This is a genomic window from Chlorobaculum sp. 24CR, from assembly GCF_004118635.1.
Classification (GTDB): Bacteria; Bacteroidota; Chlorobiia; order Chlorobiales; family Chlorobiaceae; genus Chlorobaculum.
Window position 1 is genome coordinate 1 of record NZ_SDGU01000022.1, and the last position, 15,472, is coordinate 15,472.

Consider the following 15,472-nt stretch of genomic DNA (forward strand, 5'->3'; position numbering starts at 1 on the left):
GTGTAGTTTTTTCTGACTTTTCGCATGGTGAATTCCTCCGTTTTTGTACTCTAACTCAAACGGCTGAATTCTCCAATTTACGCTGAACCAAAACAGCCGGATCAATAACAATTCAGCATTTTCGCCTCATTCTTTCAGGCACTTTCCTTTTCTTTTTAGAGTTATATCTCTATGTTGCTTATAAGAGCAAAGTGCTTTTATATAGGTAGCGCCTTAATGAGGCCCAAAGATATTTGTAATATGGAGGTGAATTATGTTGAACAAAGTGACGCCTGTGCCTGAGGAGCTTCTCAAGCCTCAAGCCTCTCCCTGTATCTCGATCTATATGAAGACCGGGCGGTATTATCCCGAGAATGTTCAGGATTCGCTCAGGTTCAAGAATCTGGTTTCCAGAGCTGAGAATGACGGTATAAAGTCTGTCGGGAAAAGGGTGATCGAGCCACTGATTGATCGATTACGCGAGCTTCAGGAGGATCGGGAGTTCTGGAATCATACGCTCGATGGTTTGGCGGTGTTTGCGTCTCCCGATTATTTCAGGGCGTTCAGGTTACAGCAACCGGTTAGCGAGCAGGCGCATGTGTCGGATGTATTTTTCATCAAGCCTCTCATCAGAATTTACCAGATGTCCGAGCGTTTTCAGGTGCTCGCCCTGACGAGGAGCGACATAAAACTTTATGAAGGCAACCGCTACCGGCTGGGTGAAATCGAGCTTGACCTGCAGGTGCCCAAAACAATGAGCGAGGCGCTTGGTACGGAGACGACCTCACCGCACATGACGGTCGCCTCGTATGGCGGAACCGGCGTGGCCATCCGTCACGGGCACTCGTCAAGAAAGGACGAGGAGGAACTCGATGACGAGCGCTTTTTCCGCGCCGTCGATCAGGGCATCGAGGAGCACCATTCCAAACTATCGGGGCTGCCGCTGATTCTCGCAGCCCTTCCGGAGCATCAGAGCCTGTTCCGGTTGGTCAGTCATAATCCGAATTTATTGGAGGACGGGATCAGCGCTGATCCGCGAATGCTCGAAAAAGATTCACTCCGCGATATGGCCTGGAAGGTGCAGGAACCTCGCTGGGAGCAGAAAATCGATAATCTCATCGCCAGGTTTCAGGAGGCCTTGCCAAAATCCCTCGGTTCTGACAATCCTTTCTATATAACAGAAGCGGCTTTGGCCGGGAATGTTTCGGTGCTGATGCTCGATCAGGAGAGAATCTATCCCGGCGGCATCGATGCGCGGGCTGGCGATATTTCGTTCAGCAAGGGGGCGCTTGGCAACGAGCATGATGTTTTCGAAGACCTTGCCATTGCGGTGCTTGGCAAAGGCGGCGAGGTGCTGGTGCTTCCGCCGGAAAGAATGCCGGTCGAGTCGGGCGTTGCGGCCATATTCCGGCACGGATAACCCGCCGGTTTCTGCCGAGGGACGATCCCGGTAGGCCAGGACGTGTCGAGGGTACATCCCTTGTTCCTGTTTCCGCCATTGACCACTATATTGTGCAGTCACGGATTCGGCTCTTCGCCCGTGACTGCGCAATAACTTTTTTGAACGGTTCAGAGGCTCAATGGGCGCAACTCGCGAAATATACTGGAATACCGGTCATGGCGCGGTCGTTGTCATGTACCTCGTCGCGCTCGTCGCCGTTGGCGCTATGGCGCTGGGGTTCCGGCGGCGGCGCGACATCTGGCGGCGGGGCAAGCCGCTTGACCGCGTCGACCATCCGCTTCGGCGACTGTCGCGATTGCTCGCCGATACCCTCAGCCAGAGCAAAGTCGCCAGAGTGCCGGAGGGCGGCGTGCCGCACTCGATCTTTTTCTGGGCCTTCCTGCTGCTCTTCGCCGGAACGCTGCTCGTGATGGCTCAGGTTGATCTCTTGACTCCCCTTTTCAACGTCAATCTGCTTTCGGGCGACTTTTACCGCCTCTACTCGCTCACGCTCGATCTTGCCGGTCTGTTGGCGCTCGTCGCGCTTGGTGTGCTGGCAGCGCGGCGCTTCGTCATCCGTCCGCCGGGGCTGGAGCGCACACCCGGCGACGCGGCCGTTCATCTGCTGCTTCTGGCGATTCTCGTGACGGGTTTCATTGTCGAAGGGTTTCGCATGGCCGCAACCGAACTGCGCGACAATCCCGGCCTGGCGCTCTGGTCTCCGGTCGGCTACCTTTTCGCCGAGCTGTTCGCAGCCATGAGCGACCAGGCGCAGCGGGCCGCGCACCGGGCGCTGTGGCTCGCGCACATGCTGCTGGCGCTTGGCTTCATCGCCATCATCCCGTGGACGAAGCTGCGCCACATCGCAACCACCAGCGGCAACAGCTTTTTCGAGCCGAACAAGCCGAAGGGTACGCTTCCGCCGGTCGATCTCGACGACGAGAGCGCCGAGCGGTTCGGTGCGTCGGCGGTCGGCGATCTCTTCTGGAAAGACCTCTTCGACGCCGATGCCTGCACGAAGTGCGGACGCTGCCAAGAGCGCTGCCCGGCCTGGCTCACCGGCAAACCGCTCTCGCCGATGAAGGTGATCGCCGACATCGGGGATGTGGCCGAAAAGGAAAACGGCAAGCCTCTGATCGAGGCGGTTTCGCGCGACGCGCTCTGGTCGTGCACCACCTGCGGAGCCTGCGAGGAGATTTGCCCGGCGAGCATCGAGCACGTCGGCAAGATCATCGAAATGCGCCGCAGCCTCGTGCTGATGGCGGGCGAGTTCCCCGGCGACGAGGCTCGCCGCGCCTGCGACGCCATCGAAATCAACGGCAATCCGTTCGGCCTCGCCCGCTCGTCACGCGGCGACTGGGCCAAAGGGTTGCCGGTCAGCGTCGCCGATGGAAAAAGCGAAACGGAGATTCTCTACTTCACCGGCTGCTACGCTTCGTTCGATCCTCGCAACCGCAAGGTGGCCGAAAGCTTTATCAAAATTTGCGCGGCGGCGGGCGTCACGGTCGCAGTGCTTGGCAAGGCGGAGCGGTGCTGCGGCGAACCGGCGCGAAAGCTCGGCAACGAGTATCTCTACCGCATGGTTGCCGAGAGCAACATCGCCGCCATCTGCGCCTCCGGAGCGAGGCGCATCGTCACGGCCTGCCCGCACTGCTTCAACACCCTCGCGCGGGACTACCGCGAACTCGGACTCGATCTGCCGGTCGAGCACCATTCGACCTTCATCCGTCGGCTCGTCGGCGAGGGTCGCCTCAAACTGAATCCGGCGGCATTCAGCGCCACGTATCACGACTCCTGCTACCTCGCGCGGTACCGCGATATTGCCGAAGCGCCGCGCGTTGTGCTCGAAGCCGCGGGCGGCAGGCTCGCCGAAATGGAGTGGGCGGGCAGCGAGGGGTTCTGCTGCGGCGCGGGCGGCGGGCGCATCCTCGCCGAGGAGAGGATGGGGACGCCGATCGTTGACGAGCGCTTGCGGATGGCGAGAAAAACCGGCGCATCGACGCTCGTCGCCGCCTGTCCCTTCTGCCTGAGCATGTTCGAGGATGGCCTCAAGCGTTCGGACGCCCATCAGTCTCTCAAGGCCTTCGATCTCGCGGAAGTGGTCGTCCGAAGCCTCGAAAATCCGTAACCGTAAAAACACTTCATGATGCTGAAACGAACCGAAATCGGCGAGCGCATCGAGCGCTTGCAAGCGCGTCTCGGTGCAAGCGGTGTGCAGGCGGCGCTGCTCCTGATGCCTGTCGATATTTTCTACTTCACCGGCACTCGCCAGAACTCGGCGCTCTGGGTTCCCGCCGAGGGCGAGCCGGTGCTGCTGGTGCGCAAAAGCCTCGAACGCGCCCGTGCCGAGGGGCTGATCGGCGACATTCGCCCCTTTCCGTCGAGCAAGGAGCTGTCGGCGCTCCTCGGCAGTGAAGGCGACAAGGTTGGCATGACCTTCGACGCCGTGCCGGTGGCGCAACAGGCGTGGTACGCGAAGGTGCTGCCGGGCCGCCGTTTCGTCGATGTCACCATGATTGTGCGCGAGCTGCGCTCGGTGAAGTCGCCCACCGAAATCGAAATGCTTCGCCACAGCGCGGAGAAGCTGGTCTCGATCTTCAAAGAGGTGCCGACCTTTCTGAAGGCCGGAATGCGCGAGGTCGATCTTGCCGCCGAAGTGGAGTTCCGGTTGCGCCGGATCGGGCACGAGGGGTACGTGCGGATGCGGGCGTTCAACCAGGAGTTGTTCGGCGGCATGGCGGTGTCGGGCGGCGCGGTGAGCTACGGCTTTTTCGACGGAGCCGTCACTGGCCGGGGGCTGTCGAGCGCCGCGCCACAGGGGGCGTCGCTCGATGTGATCCGGGAGAACGAGCCGGTGCTGGTCGATTTCGTCGGCGTCTTCAACGGTTACATCGTTGATATGACCCGTATGTTCGTCATCGGCTCGCTCGATGCCGAATTGCAGCGTGCCTTCGAGGTTTCGCTCGAAATTCAGGAGGCCGTGCGCCGGGCGATGGTGCCGGGCGCGATTGGCGAGGAGGTTTACCGGCAGGCCGCCGCGATGGCCGAAGCGGCGGGGCTGGGCGGCAACTTCATGGGAATGCCGGGCGAGCAGTCGCGCTTCGTTGGCCACGGCGTGGGCCTCGAACTCGACGAACTCCCGGTGCTGGCGCAGGGCTTCGCCATGCCGTTGCAGGCCGGGCAGGTGGTGGCCGTCGAGCCGAAATTCGTCATTGTCGGCAAAGGCGCGATCGGCATCGAGAACACCTTCGTGATCACGGAAAATGGAGGCGAAAGGCTGACCGTCGGATTATCCGATGAAGTGGTCAAGCTTTGAGCGGGCCGATAAAAAAGGCTCCGGGGGTTCCGGAGCCTTGATCGAGAGTATGTTTAAAGCGTCAGAATCAGAAATCGTACCTGATACCGGCAACGATATTGCTGCTGGCAAGCGACACCTTGGCTCCGTCAAAATTTGCATCGGAGGGCGAGAGGTAGCGATACCCCAAGTCAAACGTTGTGTTTTTGGCCGCCTTGATGCCGAGGCCAGCGCCGAGCTGCCAGGCGAATTCGGTGGAACTCGATGACGGGCCCCAGTTGCCGTCGCTGATCGACGCATCGGCTACGCCGAGACCTGCCATTACGTAGGGTGAAACGTCGCCATTGCTCAATCGAATTTATGCAAAAATATTTTAAAACAACACAATGCACTTTAGGCGTTTCAATGCTCGCGGTTCCGGGAGAAATTTTACCGGTTTTCGGTTGCCAGTTCGAGACGCGCTCAGTACGTTGTTCATGGTTATAACGATCCGGCACGTTTCAATTGCCGGACTGCGAGCAGCTTTCCACGAACGAGTGTGATTTTGACATCATGAATATTCTTGTCTGTATCAAGCAGGTGCCCGATATGGAGGGGCGCTTCGAGCCGAACGAGGCCGGGAGCTGGTTCGATGAGGTCGGGCTGGCGTGGCGGATGAATGAGTACGACGCCTTCGCGGTCGAAGAGGCCGTTCGGCTGAAGGAGCGGCTCGGTGGCGAGGCGCGGGTGACGGCGCTCTGCGTTGGCCCGGCGCGGGTGGTCGAGACGCTCCGCAAGGCGCTCTCGATGGGGTGCGATGACGCCGTGCACATCGACGACCCGGAAGCGCCGGAGCGCGATCCGTGGCAGATCGCCTCGATGATCGTCGGGTTTGCCGCCGGGCGAGGGTTCGAGCTTGTCTTTACCGGAATGCAATCCGAAGATCGCAGCTCGGCGCAGGTCGGCCTGCTGGTCGCCGAGCGGCTCGGCGTGACTTGCGCGACCGGCATCACGGCGTTCGAGTGGCGTGACGGCGCGATCACGGTCGAGCGCGAAATCGAGGGCGGGCGGAGCTGCACGCTTCGGCTGAAGGCTCCGGCGCTGCTCACCTGCCAGCAAGGCCTGAACTCGCCGCGCTACCCGACCCTGCCGAACATCATGAAATCCAAACGCGCGAAGCTGACCGTCCTGACGCCGGAATCGGTCGGCCTCGAACCGCCGAAAGCGTCGTCCGGGAATTTCCGCCCTCACGAGCGCAACGCGGCGGGCGTGATTCTCGACGGCGACGCCGTGACGCTTGCCGCGCAGGTGCTCGAAATTCTCGAAACCAGAACGGCCGTGCTTGGCAAAGGAGGTGTGCGATGAAGTTGCTGCTTGTTGGCGAAGTTCGCGACGACCGCCTCACCGCCGAAACCGCCGAGCTGTCGGGATTCGCCGCACGGCTCGACGCGGAGGTGTCGATGGTGCTGGCCGGATCGGCGGACGCTCTACCCTCCTTCGCCGGGCGGCTCTATCTGGCCGATCTCGAAACCTGTGGCGAGTTCAGTTCCGACGTGCACAAGCGGCTGGTGCTCGACGCCATCGAACGCGAGCAGCCGGACGCGGTGGTGTTGCTGCACTCGTCGTATGGCTGGGATCTGGCTCCGAGACTTGCTGCCGCCATGCAGTCGGCGCAGGTTTCTGGTGTCGTCGGTCTCGACGATGGCGGCTACGTGGTCGAGAGCTGCAACGGCAAGATGCGTCGCACGGTCAGGCCGCTGACCGACTTTGCCGTGCTGACGATCCAGCCGGGCGCGTTCGCCGCCGCGCCGATGGCGGGGAGTCCTGACGTGATCGCCATCGAGGCCGCGCCGGATTCAGCCATCGAGTTCCTCGGCTGCATCGAGCCGGAGCGGGGCATCGATCTCAGCCGCGCCGGGGTGATCGTCAGCGCCGGGCGCGGCGTCGGCGGCGCCGATCAGGTCGAGCTGGTCAGGGCGCTGGCCTCGGCGCTTGGCGGCGAGGTCGGGGCGAGCCGCCCGGTGGTCGATGCCGGATGGCTCGAACGGGCGCGGCAGGTGGGGTCGAGCGGCCAGAGCGTTTCGCCATCGCTCTACGTGGCGTGCGGGATTTCCGGCGCGATCCAGCACCTCGCCGGCATGAAAGGCTCCGGCTTCGTGCTCGCCATCAACACCGACCGCGACGCCCCGATCGCCAGCGTGGCCGACCTGCTCGTCGTCGCGGATCTCGCGGAGTTCCTGCCCGCGCTGACGGCGGCGCTGGAGCAGCGGTGAGTTTTGTATCAACGACAATCAGAGGGTGGATGAATCAGCAAGCTTACGCCTTTGCGCTTGAGATGGAGGTGCGCGACTACGAGTGCGACATGCAGGGCATCGTCAACAACAGCGTCTATCAGAACTACCTCGAACATGCGCGGCACGTCTATCTCAAAACGGTCGGCATCGATTTCAAGGAGTTTACGGAGCGAGGCATCAACCTCGTGGTCGTCCGCGCCGAACTCGACTACAAGTCCCCGCTGCAAAGCGGCGAGCGCTTCACGGTTGGCCTGACGATGGTGCGCGAGTCGCCATTACGGTTCGCCTTTTACCAGGACATCCTGCGCCTGCCGGAGATGAAACTCGCGATCAAAGCCAAAATCATCGGCACGGCGCTCAACGGCCGTGGCCGCCCGCAGATTCCCGCCGAACTCGAAGCGCTGATGCAGCCGGGCGCGTGAGCCGTCACGCATCGAAGCCGCGAAGGTTCAGGCTGTAACGATTGTCGGTATCGACGGAGAGAAGTTTCAGGCCGAGCAGATTTTTCAGGTCACGCCGTGCGGTCATCTCCGAGACTTTCCGGTAGAGCATCGCGTAAGGCATCGCCTGTTGAAGCTCGTGCAGCGTAAACGGTTTGCCCGACGAGTCATCGAGCAGCAGTGTCAGTAAATCATTCTGCCGTTTTGAGATCGATTTGTTGCTGCCGAGTGAGTGGACATGCTCTCTCATGACCAGCATTCTGATGAGGATAGCGATGCGGGTTTTCATGGTTTGCAACGATTCGATCACGCCGCGCAGGTTGAATTCGATGAACGGCGTGACATCCTTGCCTGCCCTGATGGTGTCCGAGAAGGCGCGGTAATAGTCATCAACATGGCGATAATAGTAGTTCGACAGCATCTTGGGCACATAGCGAATCCCCGCTGACTGGAGCAGCGATGCTTCAAGAAGCCTGGCAACTCGCCCATTGCCGTCCCAGAAGGGGTGGATCAGTGAAAAATGATAATGTGCCAGCGCAGCCCGGACAAACGTATTTTCGTTGATGAGATCGTCATTGTTGATCCAGTCGATGAACTCCCGCATGAGCATCTCGACATCCTCGATAATTTTCGGCGGCGTGTAGATGCCGCCGTGCGCCTTGTCGCCGACCTTGACCATGCCGTTGCGGTACGTGCCGGGGATGTTGTCCTCGTACGGAAGGCCGCTGGTGATCTGCTGATGCAACGCGCGGATGTGACTTTCGGCAAGAACGCTCTTTATCAAATTTAATCTCAGGGGAAAATCATGCGTCCCCGAAGGCTCTGCTGCCTGAAGGTCAAGCTGACGATACGCGCCGATCAGGTTGGTAATCTCAAGCCTGTCCTTTGCTGTGTGGCTCGCATCGGGTATTTTCCCTTCGTCGAGTTCCCGTACCTCCTGCGCGTTGAGGGCATTTCCTTCGATGGCGGCGGTTCCGGCGACTGAGCTGTACAGAAGCTCCGGATCGATCTGCGACGACCATTTCGGCAGAATCGGCAAATCGCTGATGGCGGAGTTCAGAATTGACGCCTCGACAAGCAGCTTCTCGATGCGGGGCCTGTCGTACTCTTCGCAGAAAACGAACTTGCCCGCCTTGAAGGTCATGATCTCTTTCATGATGCCGGAAATGTTAGTGAATTTGTTACACTCAATGAGTTATAAAATAAACCATTAGCATGACAATCCCGTTCGTTTTTGTTCCTTATCATGAAACATCATTCGTAGTATTTTAGTTACCAGCTTATGAAACCACTCAAAGAGGTTGCCGGGGCTTATCTGGCGCTTTCCGATGCGCAGCGTCAGTTGCTCGAATCAAACTATGACGAGGCGGCGGCCAGTTGCCGCAGGGCGATGGAGATTTCCCGCACCATGCCGCCCGAAGAGGCGTTCGATCACGCCGGGTTCGACGCCTTTTGCCATGCCGGGCTGGCCGAGGCGCTTGCCGGGCTTGGCTCGTTCGACGAGGCGCTCGCTTCCGCCGACAAGGCGCTGCACCACTTCAACCGGCGCGGCGAGCTGAACCAGGACGAGGGCAAGCTCTGGATTTCGGCGGTCTATAGCCGCGCGCTGGCGCTCGATGGCCTCGGGCGAGGCGCGGAAGCGCTGCCGGAGTTTCGCAAGACGGTCGAGATGATCGGGGAGCGCAAGGGCGAGACTCCCGGTAAGGATCGGATGAAGGAGGTCGCCGCAAAGCGCATCGCCGAGCTTGGCGCGTCGAATCAGCACAAAAAGCCGGGCTACAAGGCGTGGTGGGAGTTCTGGTCGTGACGGAACCCGCCGCCATTCGCCGCGTTCTGGTCGTGCGACTCAGCGCCATTGGCGACATCGTGCTCACCACGCCCGTACTCACGGAGCTGCATCGCGCTTTGCCGAAGGCGCGAATCGACTTCTGCACCAAAGCGCCCTTCGCGCCGCTTGTCGCCTCGAATCCCGCCGTGGCGTCGGTGGTGACGCCGGAGTCGATCACGCCCGGAGCGTCGTACGATCTGGTGCTCGATCTTCAGAATAGCCGCCGCTCCCGCGCCCTCGTCCGAAAGCTCGATGCGAGAATGGTCAGGCGCTACCACAAGCGCAACTGGAAAAAGGTGCTGCTGGTGCGCTTCAAGATCAACGTTTCGGATGGCTACCACTCCGTCGTCGAGCGCTACGGCGAGGCGCTCGGCGGTCTCGCGCCGAAAGTCACCGCGCCGTGCTCGCTCTCTCCGTCGCCGGAAGATCGCGCCTTCGCCGCCGAAGCGCTCGGCGCGGACGGCCCCGTGCTGGCGGTCTGCTTCGGGGCGAACCACTTCACGAAGCGCTACCCGCCCGAACGCTTCGCCCGGATCATCGAAATCGTCGCCGCTCAAACTCCCGCGCCTGTGCTGCTGCTCGGCGGCAAGGAGGATGAGCCGGAGGCCGGGCGGCTCATCGCCGCGCTTCCCGAAGCGGCGCGAAGCCGGGTGCTGTCGCTCGCCGGAAAGGCCTCGCTCATGCAATCCGCCGCCCTGCTCTCCAGAGTCGATGCGGTGCTCTGCAACGACACCGGCCTGATGCACATCGCCTCGGCGTTTGGCAAGAAGCTGTTCGTGATTTTCGGTTCGTCGGTCAAAGCGTTCGGCTTCATGCCGTGGGGCGCGGAGTACGAGCTGTTCGAGACCAAAGGCCTGGACTGCCGCCCCTGCTCGCACATCGGGCGAAGCGCCTGCCCGAAAGGGCACTTCCGCTGCATGACCGAAATCGCGCCCGAACGCATCGCGAGCCGCATCATCGAAACGCTCAACAAGAGATCGTCATGAACATCTGCACCTGGAATATCAACGGCATCCGCGCCCGGCAGGAGGCGCTCCCGGCGTGGCTCGACAGCCGCAAGCCCGACATCGTCGTGCTCGAAGAGGTGAAGGCGCGCGAGGAGGAGATTCCCGAAAGCATCAAGGATTTCCCTGGTTATCGGAAATTCTGGAACGGATCGACCTTCAAAAAAGGGTACAGCGGCGTCGGCCTGCTCGTCCGCGACGGCAGCCTCGACGACTTCACCTGCGAGCCGCCGCCGTTCGACGCCGAGAACCGCACACTCGTGCTGCACGCGCCGCAGTTCACGCTGATCGGAACCTACGTGCCGCGCGGCAGTGGCGAGGAGCACTACGTGGTGAAACTGCGCTATCTTGCCGACCTGAAAGACTTTATCGCAAAACTCATGACCGAGGGGCGCCAGGTGGTGCTTGCCGGTGACATGAACGTGGCGCTCACGGAGATCGACGTGCACCGTTCGCAGAACAAACCCGGCGCGACCGGCCTTCGCCCCGAAGAGCGCTCGGCCATCGCGGCCCATCTCGAACTCGGCCTGCACGACATCGTCCGCGAGCTGAACCCCGACAAGAAAGACCTGTTCACCTGGTGGCCAAACTGGAAGTTCGCCCGCGAGCGCAACCTCGGCTGGCGCATCGACTGCGTCTATCTCACCGACGCGCTTGCCGCAAAAGTTTCCGGCGTCTCGGTCGATCTCGACGAGAAAAGTTCCGATCACGCGCCCGTTTCGGTCGAGCTCGCGCTCTGAATCGAGCAAACCGAAGTGTCGCCCGTTGGTCGTCATTGCCCGGCTCGAAATCGCTATCGGCTTTGAACCCGATGCTTCCCGCGCGCTTCAATCTCAAGCCTGCTTTGACTTTCCAAGCGCCCCGGTCTTCGATTTCGATCCGGATTCCGATGGCCTCGCAGCCGCCATTGTACGTCAGTTCCGTCGTTGGAAAACAGAATTAATATTCGTACCTTGAATGTCCTAAAACGCAAAAGGTGTTCATGCGTGGCATGAAGCCGAGAAGGCAGGGATGCGCAATACCTGTTTTCCGCCATTTGCGCAGTTTGACATCACTCAAGAACGATTGCGCTATGAACAAACTCAAGCAGTACGAATGCACCGTCATCATTGACGGCGGCCTTCAGGATGACGCCATCGCCTCCACAATGGAGCTGGTGAAATCGACGATCACCGGCAAAGGCGGCGTGATCAACAACGTCCTGGAAGTCGGAAGACGGAAAATGGCCTACCTCATCCGCAAATCCGCCACTGGTTACTACGCCCACATCGAGTTCGATGCCGAGCCATCGGTTATCGCCGAAGTCGAGCGCGTGTTCCGTTACGAAGAGGCTATCCTGCGGTTCCTCATCATCCAGCTCAGCTCTCCCTTGCTCGAAATGCGCAAGCGCGTCGAGAAGTACAGCGTTATGCTTGGCAGCCCGGAAGACCAGGTTGAACCCGAAGCCGATGCTTCAGCCAAGAGCTGACAGCAGGTCGCGCCCGGTTTATTGTATGAATGACGAAACGATTCCATTTGAGAACAAAAAGGAGAAGATGCTATGGCGGAACTGAAGATGCCTGAAATCAACAGCGTCGTAATTGCCGGCAACCTTACCAAAGATCCGGTCTTCAGACAGACCAATTCAGGCGGGACGCCAGTCGTCAATTTTTCCATCGCCTGCAATCGCCGCTTCCGCGACAGCAACCACCAGTGGCAGGAAGATGTCTGCTACGTCGGCGTGGTGGCCTGGAACAAGCTTGCCGAAAGCTGCCGTGACAATCTGAGGAAAAGCTCGGCGGTACTGGTTGATGGCGAATTGCAGAGCCGCACCTGGAAAGCTCAGGATGGCACGTCGAGAACCGTGGTCGAAATCAAGGCCAGGAGGATCCAGTTCCTCAACAAGAGAAAGAAAAACGGAGAAGAGGACGTGGAGGGCTTTATTGAGGATGAATCGCATGAGAACCATCATGGTCAAATCGATGATGACGGGCACATGTATGAGTACAAATACCTCACTTCCGACTGAGAACGGACGCATCGTCCTGCCGTGACTGAAAACAGGCAGGTGGCGAGCCGCAAGATCATGCAAGCAAAATTCTGAACAAGATCAATGAGACAGAAACCAACCAAAGCTCAGGGCAACAAATCATTGAGCAATGCTCTGGCATCGAAAAAGAAAGTGTCGAAAAACCAGGTGGTTTTCTTTGACTACCGCGACGAGCGAAAGCTGAAACGCTTCATCAATGACCAGGGAAAAATCATTCCCCGCCGCATCACCGGCCTGTCGGCCAAAGAGCAGAGCCTGCTCACCCATTCGATCAAATGGGCGCGCTTCCTGGCGATCATTCCCTACGTTGCCGACGAATACAAGTAAATGCTTGTCCACACAAGTTTAATTATTTCAGAACGAGGAAACAGACCGTGAAAATAATTTTGAGAAAAGATGTGGCAACCCTGGGCGATGCCGGTGAAGTGGTCACCGTCAAGAACGGGTATGCCAATAACTACCTGATCCCGCAGGGATATGCCATCCGGGCTACCGAAGGGACCCTCAAGGCGCTTGAAACCGAGAGACAGCAGCAGGCGCGCAAAATCGAGCTTCAGCGCAAGAGCGCTCGCGAGCTTGCCACGAAGCTTGAGCAGATGACGCTCAAGGTGCCGGCCAAATCGGGCGAGTCGGGCAAGCTGTTCGGCACCGTGACCGCCGGCGACATTGCCGAAGCGCTCAAGGCGCAGGGTGTCGAGATCGACCGTCGCAAAATCCAGCTCGAAGCGCCGATCAAGGCTCTTGGCAAGTACGAGGCCGACGCGAAGCTGTTCATGGATATTTCGGCAAAGCTCTCCATCGAGGTCGAAGCCGAAGGCGCCGGCGAGGGCTAATCGCTTCGCCAATCACTGAATGATCCCGCAATAGTGAGCAAAATACGCCTCATGGCCTCTGCGTCATGAGGCTTTTTTTATGTTCTTCTGTTGTAAAATCTTCAAGTCTGGCGTACCATTAATTTTAGAGACGGCATCTCTTCAAATCAAGCCGTGCTTTGTGCAGTATTCAGCCAAACCCAATCAGGGAGAGCACCATGAAACAAACTCTTCTTCAGGAAAAATATCCCATCTACATCCTCGAACTTGACAAAGAAGAGACCTCTTTCGGTAGCGTCGATGATATTGTGGCCTACTTTCGCGAGAAAATCGAATCGCATCCATTCGCGGTGCTTATCGGCGAGTTCGATCATTACGCACACACTTCTCTTTTGCCCGAAGGGCAGATAGGCGAGGGGATTACCGCCGCCAGGAATGTGGTGTTCTGTTTCGGAAAAGAGCTGATGAACCCCAAGATGCTGGCCGTTCGGCCCCGCTCTATCGGCGTGGCGGAGATGGGCGGGCACTTCGTCATCAGCTTCCTCGAAGCGCCAAACCCGATGGCCAACGCCTCGATGGAGGAGTGGACGCTGGCGTTGAGAAACCAGGTTCCCGTCTGATTCGGGAGTTTGCCAGAAACAAAAAAGCCTCGTGAGTGCACATTCACGAGGCTTTTTTTATTGCTTCAGATCGAGCGCCGAGGCGTCTGCCTTACGCCATGAACTGGCTGAGCATCCGGACGTCGTTCTCGAAGAAGAGCCGGATGTCGTCGATCTTGTAGCGCAACAGCGCCGTGCGATCGACGCCCATGCCGAAAGCGTAGCCGGTCCACTCCTCCGGATCGATGCCGCAGTGCTTCATCACGTTCGGGTGCACCATGCCGCAGCCCATGATTTCGAGCCAGCCGGACTTCTTGCAGACGCGGCACCCCTTGCCGCCGCACAGGTAGCAGGTGACGTCAACCTCCGCCGACGGTTCGGTGAAGGGGAAAAAGCTCGGGCGGAACCGGAGCTTTACGTCGCTGCCGAACATCTGGCGGGCGAACGAATAAATCGTGGCTTTCAGGTCGGCGAACGACACGTTTTTGTCGATGTACAGCCCTTCGAGCTGGTGGAAGACGCAGTAGCTCCGGGCGCTGATCGCTTCGTTGCGATAGACCTTGCCGGGGCAGATCACCCGAATCGGCGGCTTCTGGTCGAGCATCACGCGCACCTGCACCGGCGAGGTGTGGGTGCGGAGCAGCACGTCGCCCTCCGGCTGGCCGCGGGTGATGAAGAAGGTGTCCTGCATGTCTCGCGCCGGATGGTTCGGCGGAAAGTTCAGCCGGTCGAAGTTGTACTCGTCGAGTTCCAGCTCCGGGCCGGTGGCGATGCCGAAGCCCATCGCGGTGAAGATGCGCTTCATGTCGCCGAGCACCTTTTGCACCGGATGCTCCGAGCCGAGGAACGAGCGGCGTCCCGGCAAAGAGAGATCGAGCGCTGGCGCGGCGCCCGCGGTATCTTCGGCAAAGCGGGCTTCCGCGTCGGCAACTCGCGCTTCCGCCGAGAGTTTGAGGCTGTTGAGTAACTGCCCCATGCGCGGCCTGTCAGCAGGATCGACGGTTTTGAGTTGGCTGAAAAGCCCGGCGATTTTGCCTTTGCGCACCGTGAATTCGAGCTTGAAGGCTTCGAGTTCTTTCGGGTTGCGGATTTCGTATCCGTCGATCTCCTGCTGCAGTTGCTGTATGCTTGTCTCCATAAGGCCGCGTTACCAATAATTAATCGAGAGCTGTCTTGACGATCAGCGAGAACGCTGCCGGGTCCTTCACGGCGATTTCGGCCAGCGCCTTGCGGTCGATCTCGATGTTCTTTTTGTGGATGGCGTCCATCAAACGCGAGTACGACACGCCGTTCTGGCGGGCGGCGGCGTTGATGCGCATGATCCAGAGTGAACGGAAGGTTCTTTTCTTGACGCGGCGGTCGCGGTAGGCGTACTGCTCGGCCTTGTCCACGGCGTGCTTGACGACGGTCAGCACGTTGCCGCGCGAACCCCAGTATCCTTTGGCTTTATTGAGAATCCTCTTCCTTCTTGCTTTGGAAGCTACGGAATTGGTTGATTTAGGCATCGTTGTATCGAATTAATGTTTATAGACTTTTTCAGGCGAGGATCATTCTCTTGATCTGCTTCTCCATGGTTGCATCGACCAGCGTGGACTGGTGGAGGCGACGGGTGCGTTTGCGGTTCTTGTGTTCCAGGTTATGGGAGCCGTTCATACGCTCGCGTTTGATTTTTCCGGATGCGGTGGCCTTGAATCGTTTGCAGGCGCCGCGATGTGATTTCATTTTAGGCATGATCGTCGGTTTAAATGATAAAATTCGCTTCTTATCAGTGT

At 59.3% G+C, this 15,472-nt stretch carries 20 protein-coding genes; 15 read left to right on the forward strand and 5 right to left on the reverse strand.

Annotated features, from left to right (window positions below):
- Positions 1-253: 253 nt before the first annotated feature.
- The 3 genes from EST62_RS04205 to EST62_RS04215 all read left to right on the forward strand — a co-directional run bounded on the left by EST62_RS04205 (position 254) and on the right by EST62_RS04215 (position 4,736).
- Positions 254-1,399 carry a hypothetical protein gene (locus EST62_RS04205; protein WP_129050859.1) on the forward strand — a complete coding sequence of 382 codons (1,146 nt, stop codon included), beginning with the start codon at positions 254-256 and terminating at the stop codon, positions 1,397-1,399.
- 160 nt (positions 1,400-1,559) lie between these two features.
- The gene (locus EST62_RS04210; protein ID WP_129050860.1) at positions 1,560-3,548 is read left to right on the forward strand and encodes a (Fe-S)-binding protein; all 1,989 of its coding nucleotides are present in this window, start codon (positions 1,560-1,562) and stop codon (positions 3,546-3,548) included.
- 18 nt (positions 3,549-3,566) lie between these two features.
- Complete coding sequence (locus tag EST62_RS04215) at positions 3,567-4,736, forward strand: Xaa-Pro peptidase family protein (protein ID WP_167599182.1); 1,170 nt, start codon at positions 3,567-3,569, stop codon at positions 4,734-4,736.
- 67 nt (positions 4,737-4,803) lie between these two features.
- Here EST62_RS04215 and EST62_RS04220 read toward each other — a convergent pair whose 3' ends face one another.
- A complete protein-coding gene (locus EST62_RS04220) occupies positions 4,804-5,067 on the reverse strand; it encodes an outer membrane protein (RefSeq protein WP_256372356.1) in 264 nt (87 codons plus the stop codon).
- A gap of 200 nt (positions 5,068-5,267) precedes the next feature.
- Here EST62_RS04220 and EST62_RS04225 point away from each other — a divergent pair, with 200 nt between their 5' ends.
- The 3 genes from EST62_RS04225 to EST62_RS04235 are packed head-to-tail and all read left to right on the forward strand — an operon-like array spanning position 5,268 to position 7,410.
- Entirely contained in the window at positions 5,268-6,059 is a 792-nt protein-coding gene (locus EST62_RS04225; protein WP_129050861.1) for an electron transfer flavoprotein subunit beta/FixA family protein, read from the forward strand.
- The gene (locus EST62_RS04230; protein ID WP_129050862.1) at positions 6,056-6,967 is read left to right on the forward strand and encodes an electron transfer flavoprotein subunit alpha/FixB family protein; all 912 of its coding nucleotides are present in this window, start codon (positions 6,056-6,058) and stop codon (positions 6,965-6,967) included. Before EST62_RS04225 ends, EST62_RS04230 begins: the two co-directional genes overlap by 4 nt.
- Before the next feature lie 29 nt (positions 6,968-6,996).
- Positions 6,997-7,410 carry a thioesterase family protein gene (locus tag EST62_RS04235; protein WP_129050863.1) on the forward strand — a complete coding sequence of 138 codons (414 nt, stop codon included), beginning with the start codon at positions 6,997-6,999 and terminating at the stop codon, positions 7,408-7,410.
- A 4-nt stretch (positions 7,411-7,414) separates the two neighbouring features.
- Here the strand turns inward: EST62_RS04235 and EST62_RS04240 are convergent, their stop codons facing one another.
- Positions 7,415-8,584, reverse strand: a complete 1,170-nt coding sequence (locus EST62_RS04240) for a Fic family protein (RefSeq protein WP_129050864.1) — start codon at positions 8,582-8,584, stop codon at positions 7,415-7,417.
- A gap of 126 nt (positions 8,585-8,710) precedes the next feature.
- Between EST62_RS04240 and EST62_RS04245 the strand changes: the two genes are divergently transcribed.
- The 9 genes from EST62_RS04245 to EST62_RS04285 all read left to right on the forward strand — a co-directional run bounded on the left by EST62_RS04245 (position 8,711) and on the right by EST62_RS04285 (position 13,721).
- On the forward strand, positions 8,711-9,235 hold the full coding sequence (locus EST62_RS04245; RefSeq protein WP_129050865.1) for a tetratricopeptide repeat protein: 525 nt from the start codon (positions 8,711-8,713) through the stop codon (positions 9,233-9,235).
- Positions 9,214-10,242, forward strand: a complete 1,029-nt coding sequence (locus tag EST62_RS04250) for a glycosyltransferase family 9 protein (RefSeq protein WP_129050866.1) — start codon at positions 9,214-9,216, stop codon at positions 10,240-10,242. Before EST62_RS04245 ends, EST62_RS04250 begins: the two co-directional genes overlap by 22 nt.
- Positions 10,239-11,000, forward strand: a complete 762-nt coding sequence (locus tag EST62_RS04255) for an exodeoxyribonuclease III (RefSeq protein WP_129050867.1) — start codon at positions 10,239-10,241, stop codon at positions 10,998-11,000. Before EST62_RS04250 ends, EST62_RS04255 begins: the two co-directional genes overlap by 4 nt.
- A 25-nt stretch (positions 11,001-11,025) precedes the next feature.
- Positions 11,026-11,217, forward strand: a complete 192-nt coding sequence (locus EST62_RS04260) for a hypothetical protein (RefSeq protein ID WP_129050868.1) — start codon at positions 11,026-11,028, stop codon at positions 11,215-11,217.
- A gap of 115 nt (positions 11,218-11,332) precedes the next feature.
- Positions 11,333-11,728, forward strand: coding sequence for a 30S ribosomal protein S6 (rpsF, locus tag EST62_RS04265; RefSeq protein ID WP_129050869.1), 396 nt, complete (start codon positions 11,333-11,335; stop codon positions 11,726-11,728).
- Positions 11,729-11,800: 72 nt separating this feature from the next.
- Entirely contained in the window at positions 11,801-12,268 is a 468-nt protein-coding gene (locus EST62_RS04270; protein ID WP_167599174.1) for a single-stranded DNA-binding protein, read from the forward strand.
- 84 nt (positions 12,269-12,352) lie between these two features.
- The gene (gene rpsR, locus EST62_RS04275; protein WP_129050870.1) at positions 12,353-12,616 is read left to right on the forward strand and encodes a 30S ribosomal protein S18; all 264 of its coding nucleotides are present in this window, start codon (positions 12,353-12,355) and stop codon (positions 12,614-12,616) included.
- Between the two features lie 47 nt (positions 12,617-12,663).
- Positions 12,664-13,122, forward strand: a complete 459-nt coding sequence (gene rplI, locus EST62_RS04280) for a 50S ribosomal protein L9 (protein WP_129050871.1) — start codon at positions 12,664-12,666, stop codon at positions 13,120-13,122.
- 197 nt (positions 13,123-13,319) lie between these two features.
- Positions 13,320-13,721 carry a DUF6858 family protein gene (locus tag EST62_RS04285; protein ID WP_129050872.1) on the forward strand — a complete coding sequence of 134 codons (402 nt, stop codon included), beginning with the start codon at positions 13,320-13,322 and terminating at the stop codon, positions 13,719-13,721.
- A gap of 91 nt (positions 13,722-13,812) precedes the next feature.
- Here EST62_RS04285 and pheS read toward each other — a convergent pair whose 3' ends face one another.
- The 3 genes from pheS to rpmI are packed head-to-tail and all read right to left on the reverse strand — an operon-like array spanning position 13,813 to position 15,431.
- Entirely contained in the window at positions 13,813-14,838 is a 1,026-nt protein-coding gene (gene pheS, locus EST62_RS04290) for a phenylalanine--tRNA ligase subunit alpha (protein WP_129050873.1), read from the reverse strand.
- 19 nt (positions 14,839-14,857) lie between these two features.
- Entirely contained in the window at positions 14,858-15,205 is a 348-nt protein-coding gene (gene rplT / locus EST62_RS04295) for a 50S ribosomal protein L20 (protein ID WP_129050874.1), read from the reverse strand.
- 31 nt (positions 15,206-15,236) lie between these two features.
- Positions 15,237-15,431, reverse strand: a complete 195-nt coding sequence (rpmI, locus tag EST62_RS04300; protein WP_129050875.1) for a 50S ribosomal protein L35 — start codon at positions 15,429-15,431, stop codon at positions 15,237-15,239.
- Positions 15,432-15,472: the final 41 nt, after the last annotated feature.

What these genes read in the sequence shown, in the direction of transcription:
- EST62_RS04205 (WP_129050859.1), top strand. Translation starts at nt 254, where the DNA reads ATGTTGAACAAAGTGACGCCTGTGCCTGAGGAGCTTCTCAAGCCTCAA.
- EST62_RS04210 (WP_129050860.1), top strand. Translation starts at nt 1,560, where the DNA reads ATGGGCGCAACTCGCGAAATATACTGGAATACCGGTCATGGCGCGGTC.
- EST62_RS04215 (WP_167599182.1), top strand. Translation starts at nt 3,567, where the DNA reads ATGCTGAAACGAACCGAAATCGGCGAGCGCATCGAGCGCTTGCAAGCG.
- EST62_RS04225 (WP_129050861.1), top strand. Translation starts at nt 5,268, where the DNA reads ATGAATATTCTTGTCTGTATCAAGCAGGTGCCCGATATGGAGGGGCGC.
- EST62_RS04230 (WP_129050862.1), top strand. Translation starts at nt 6,056, where the DNA reads ATGAAGTTGCTGCTTGTTGGCGAAGTTCGCGACGACCGCCTCACCGCC.
- EST62_RS04235 (WP_129050863.1), top strand. Translation starts at nt 6,997, where the DNA reads ATGAATCAGCAAGCTTACGCCTTTGCGCTTGAGATGGAGGTGCGCGAC.
- EST62_RS04240 (WP_129050864.1), bottom strand. Translation starts at nt 8,584, where the DNA reads ATGAAAGAGATCATGACCTTCAAGGCGGGCAAGTTCGTTTTCTGCGAA.
- EST62_RS04245 (WP_129050865.1), top strand. Translation starts at nt 8,711, where the DNA reads ATGAAACCACTCAAAGAGGTTGCCGGGGCTTATCTGGCGCTTTCCGAT.
- EST62_RS04255 (WP_129050867.1), top strand. Translation starts at nt 10,239, where the DNA reads ATGAACATCTGCACCTGGAATATCAACGGCATCCGCGCCCGGCAGGAG.
- rpsF (WP_129050869.1), top strand. Translation starts at nt 11,333, where the DNA reads ATGAACAAACTCAAGCAGTACGAATGCACCGTCATCATTGACGGCGGC.
- EST62_RS04270 (WP_167599174.1), top strand. Translation starts at nt 11,801, where the DNA reads ATGGCGGAACTGAAGATGCCTGAAATCAACAGCGTCGTAATTGCCGGC.
- rpsR (WP_129050870.1), top strand. Translation starts at nt 12,353, where the DNA reads ATGAGACAGAAACCAACCAAAGCTCAGGGCAACAAATCATTGAGCAAT.
- EST62_RS04285 (WP_129050872.1), top strand. Translation starts at nt 13,320, where the DNA reads ATGAAACAAACTCTTCTTCAGGAAAAATATCCCATCTACATCCTCGAA.
- pheS (WP_129050873.1), bottom strand. Translation starts at nt 14,838, where the DNA reads ATGGAGACAAGCATACAGCAACTGCAGCAGGAGATCGACGGATACGAA.
- rplT (WP_129050874.1), bottom strand. Translation starts at nt 15,205, where the DNA reads ATGCCTAAATCAACCAATTCCGTAGCTTCCAAAGCAAGAAGGAAGAGG.
- rpmI (WP_129050875.1), bottom strand. Translation starts at nt 15,431, where the DNA reads ATGCCTAAAATGAAATCACATCGCGGCGCCTGCAAACGATTCAAGGCC.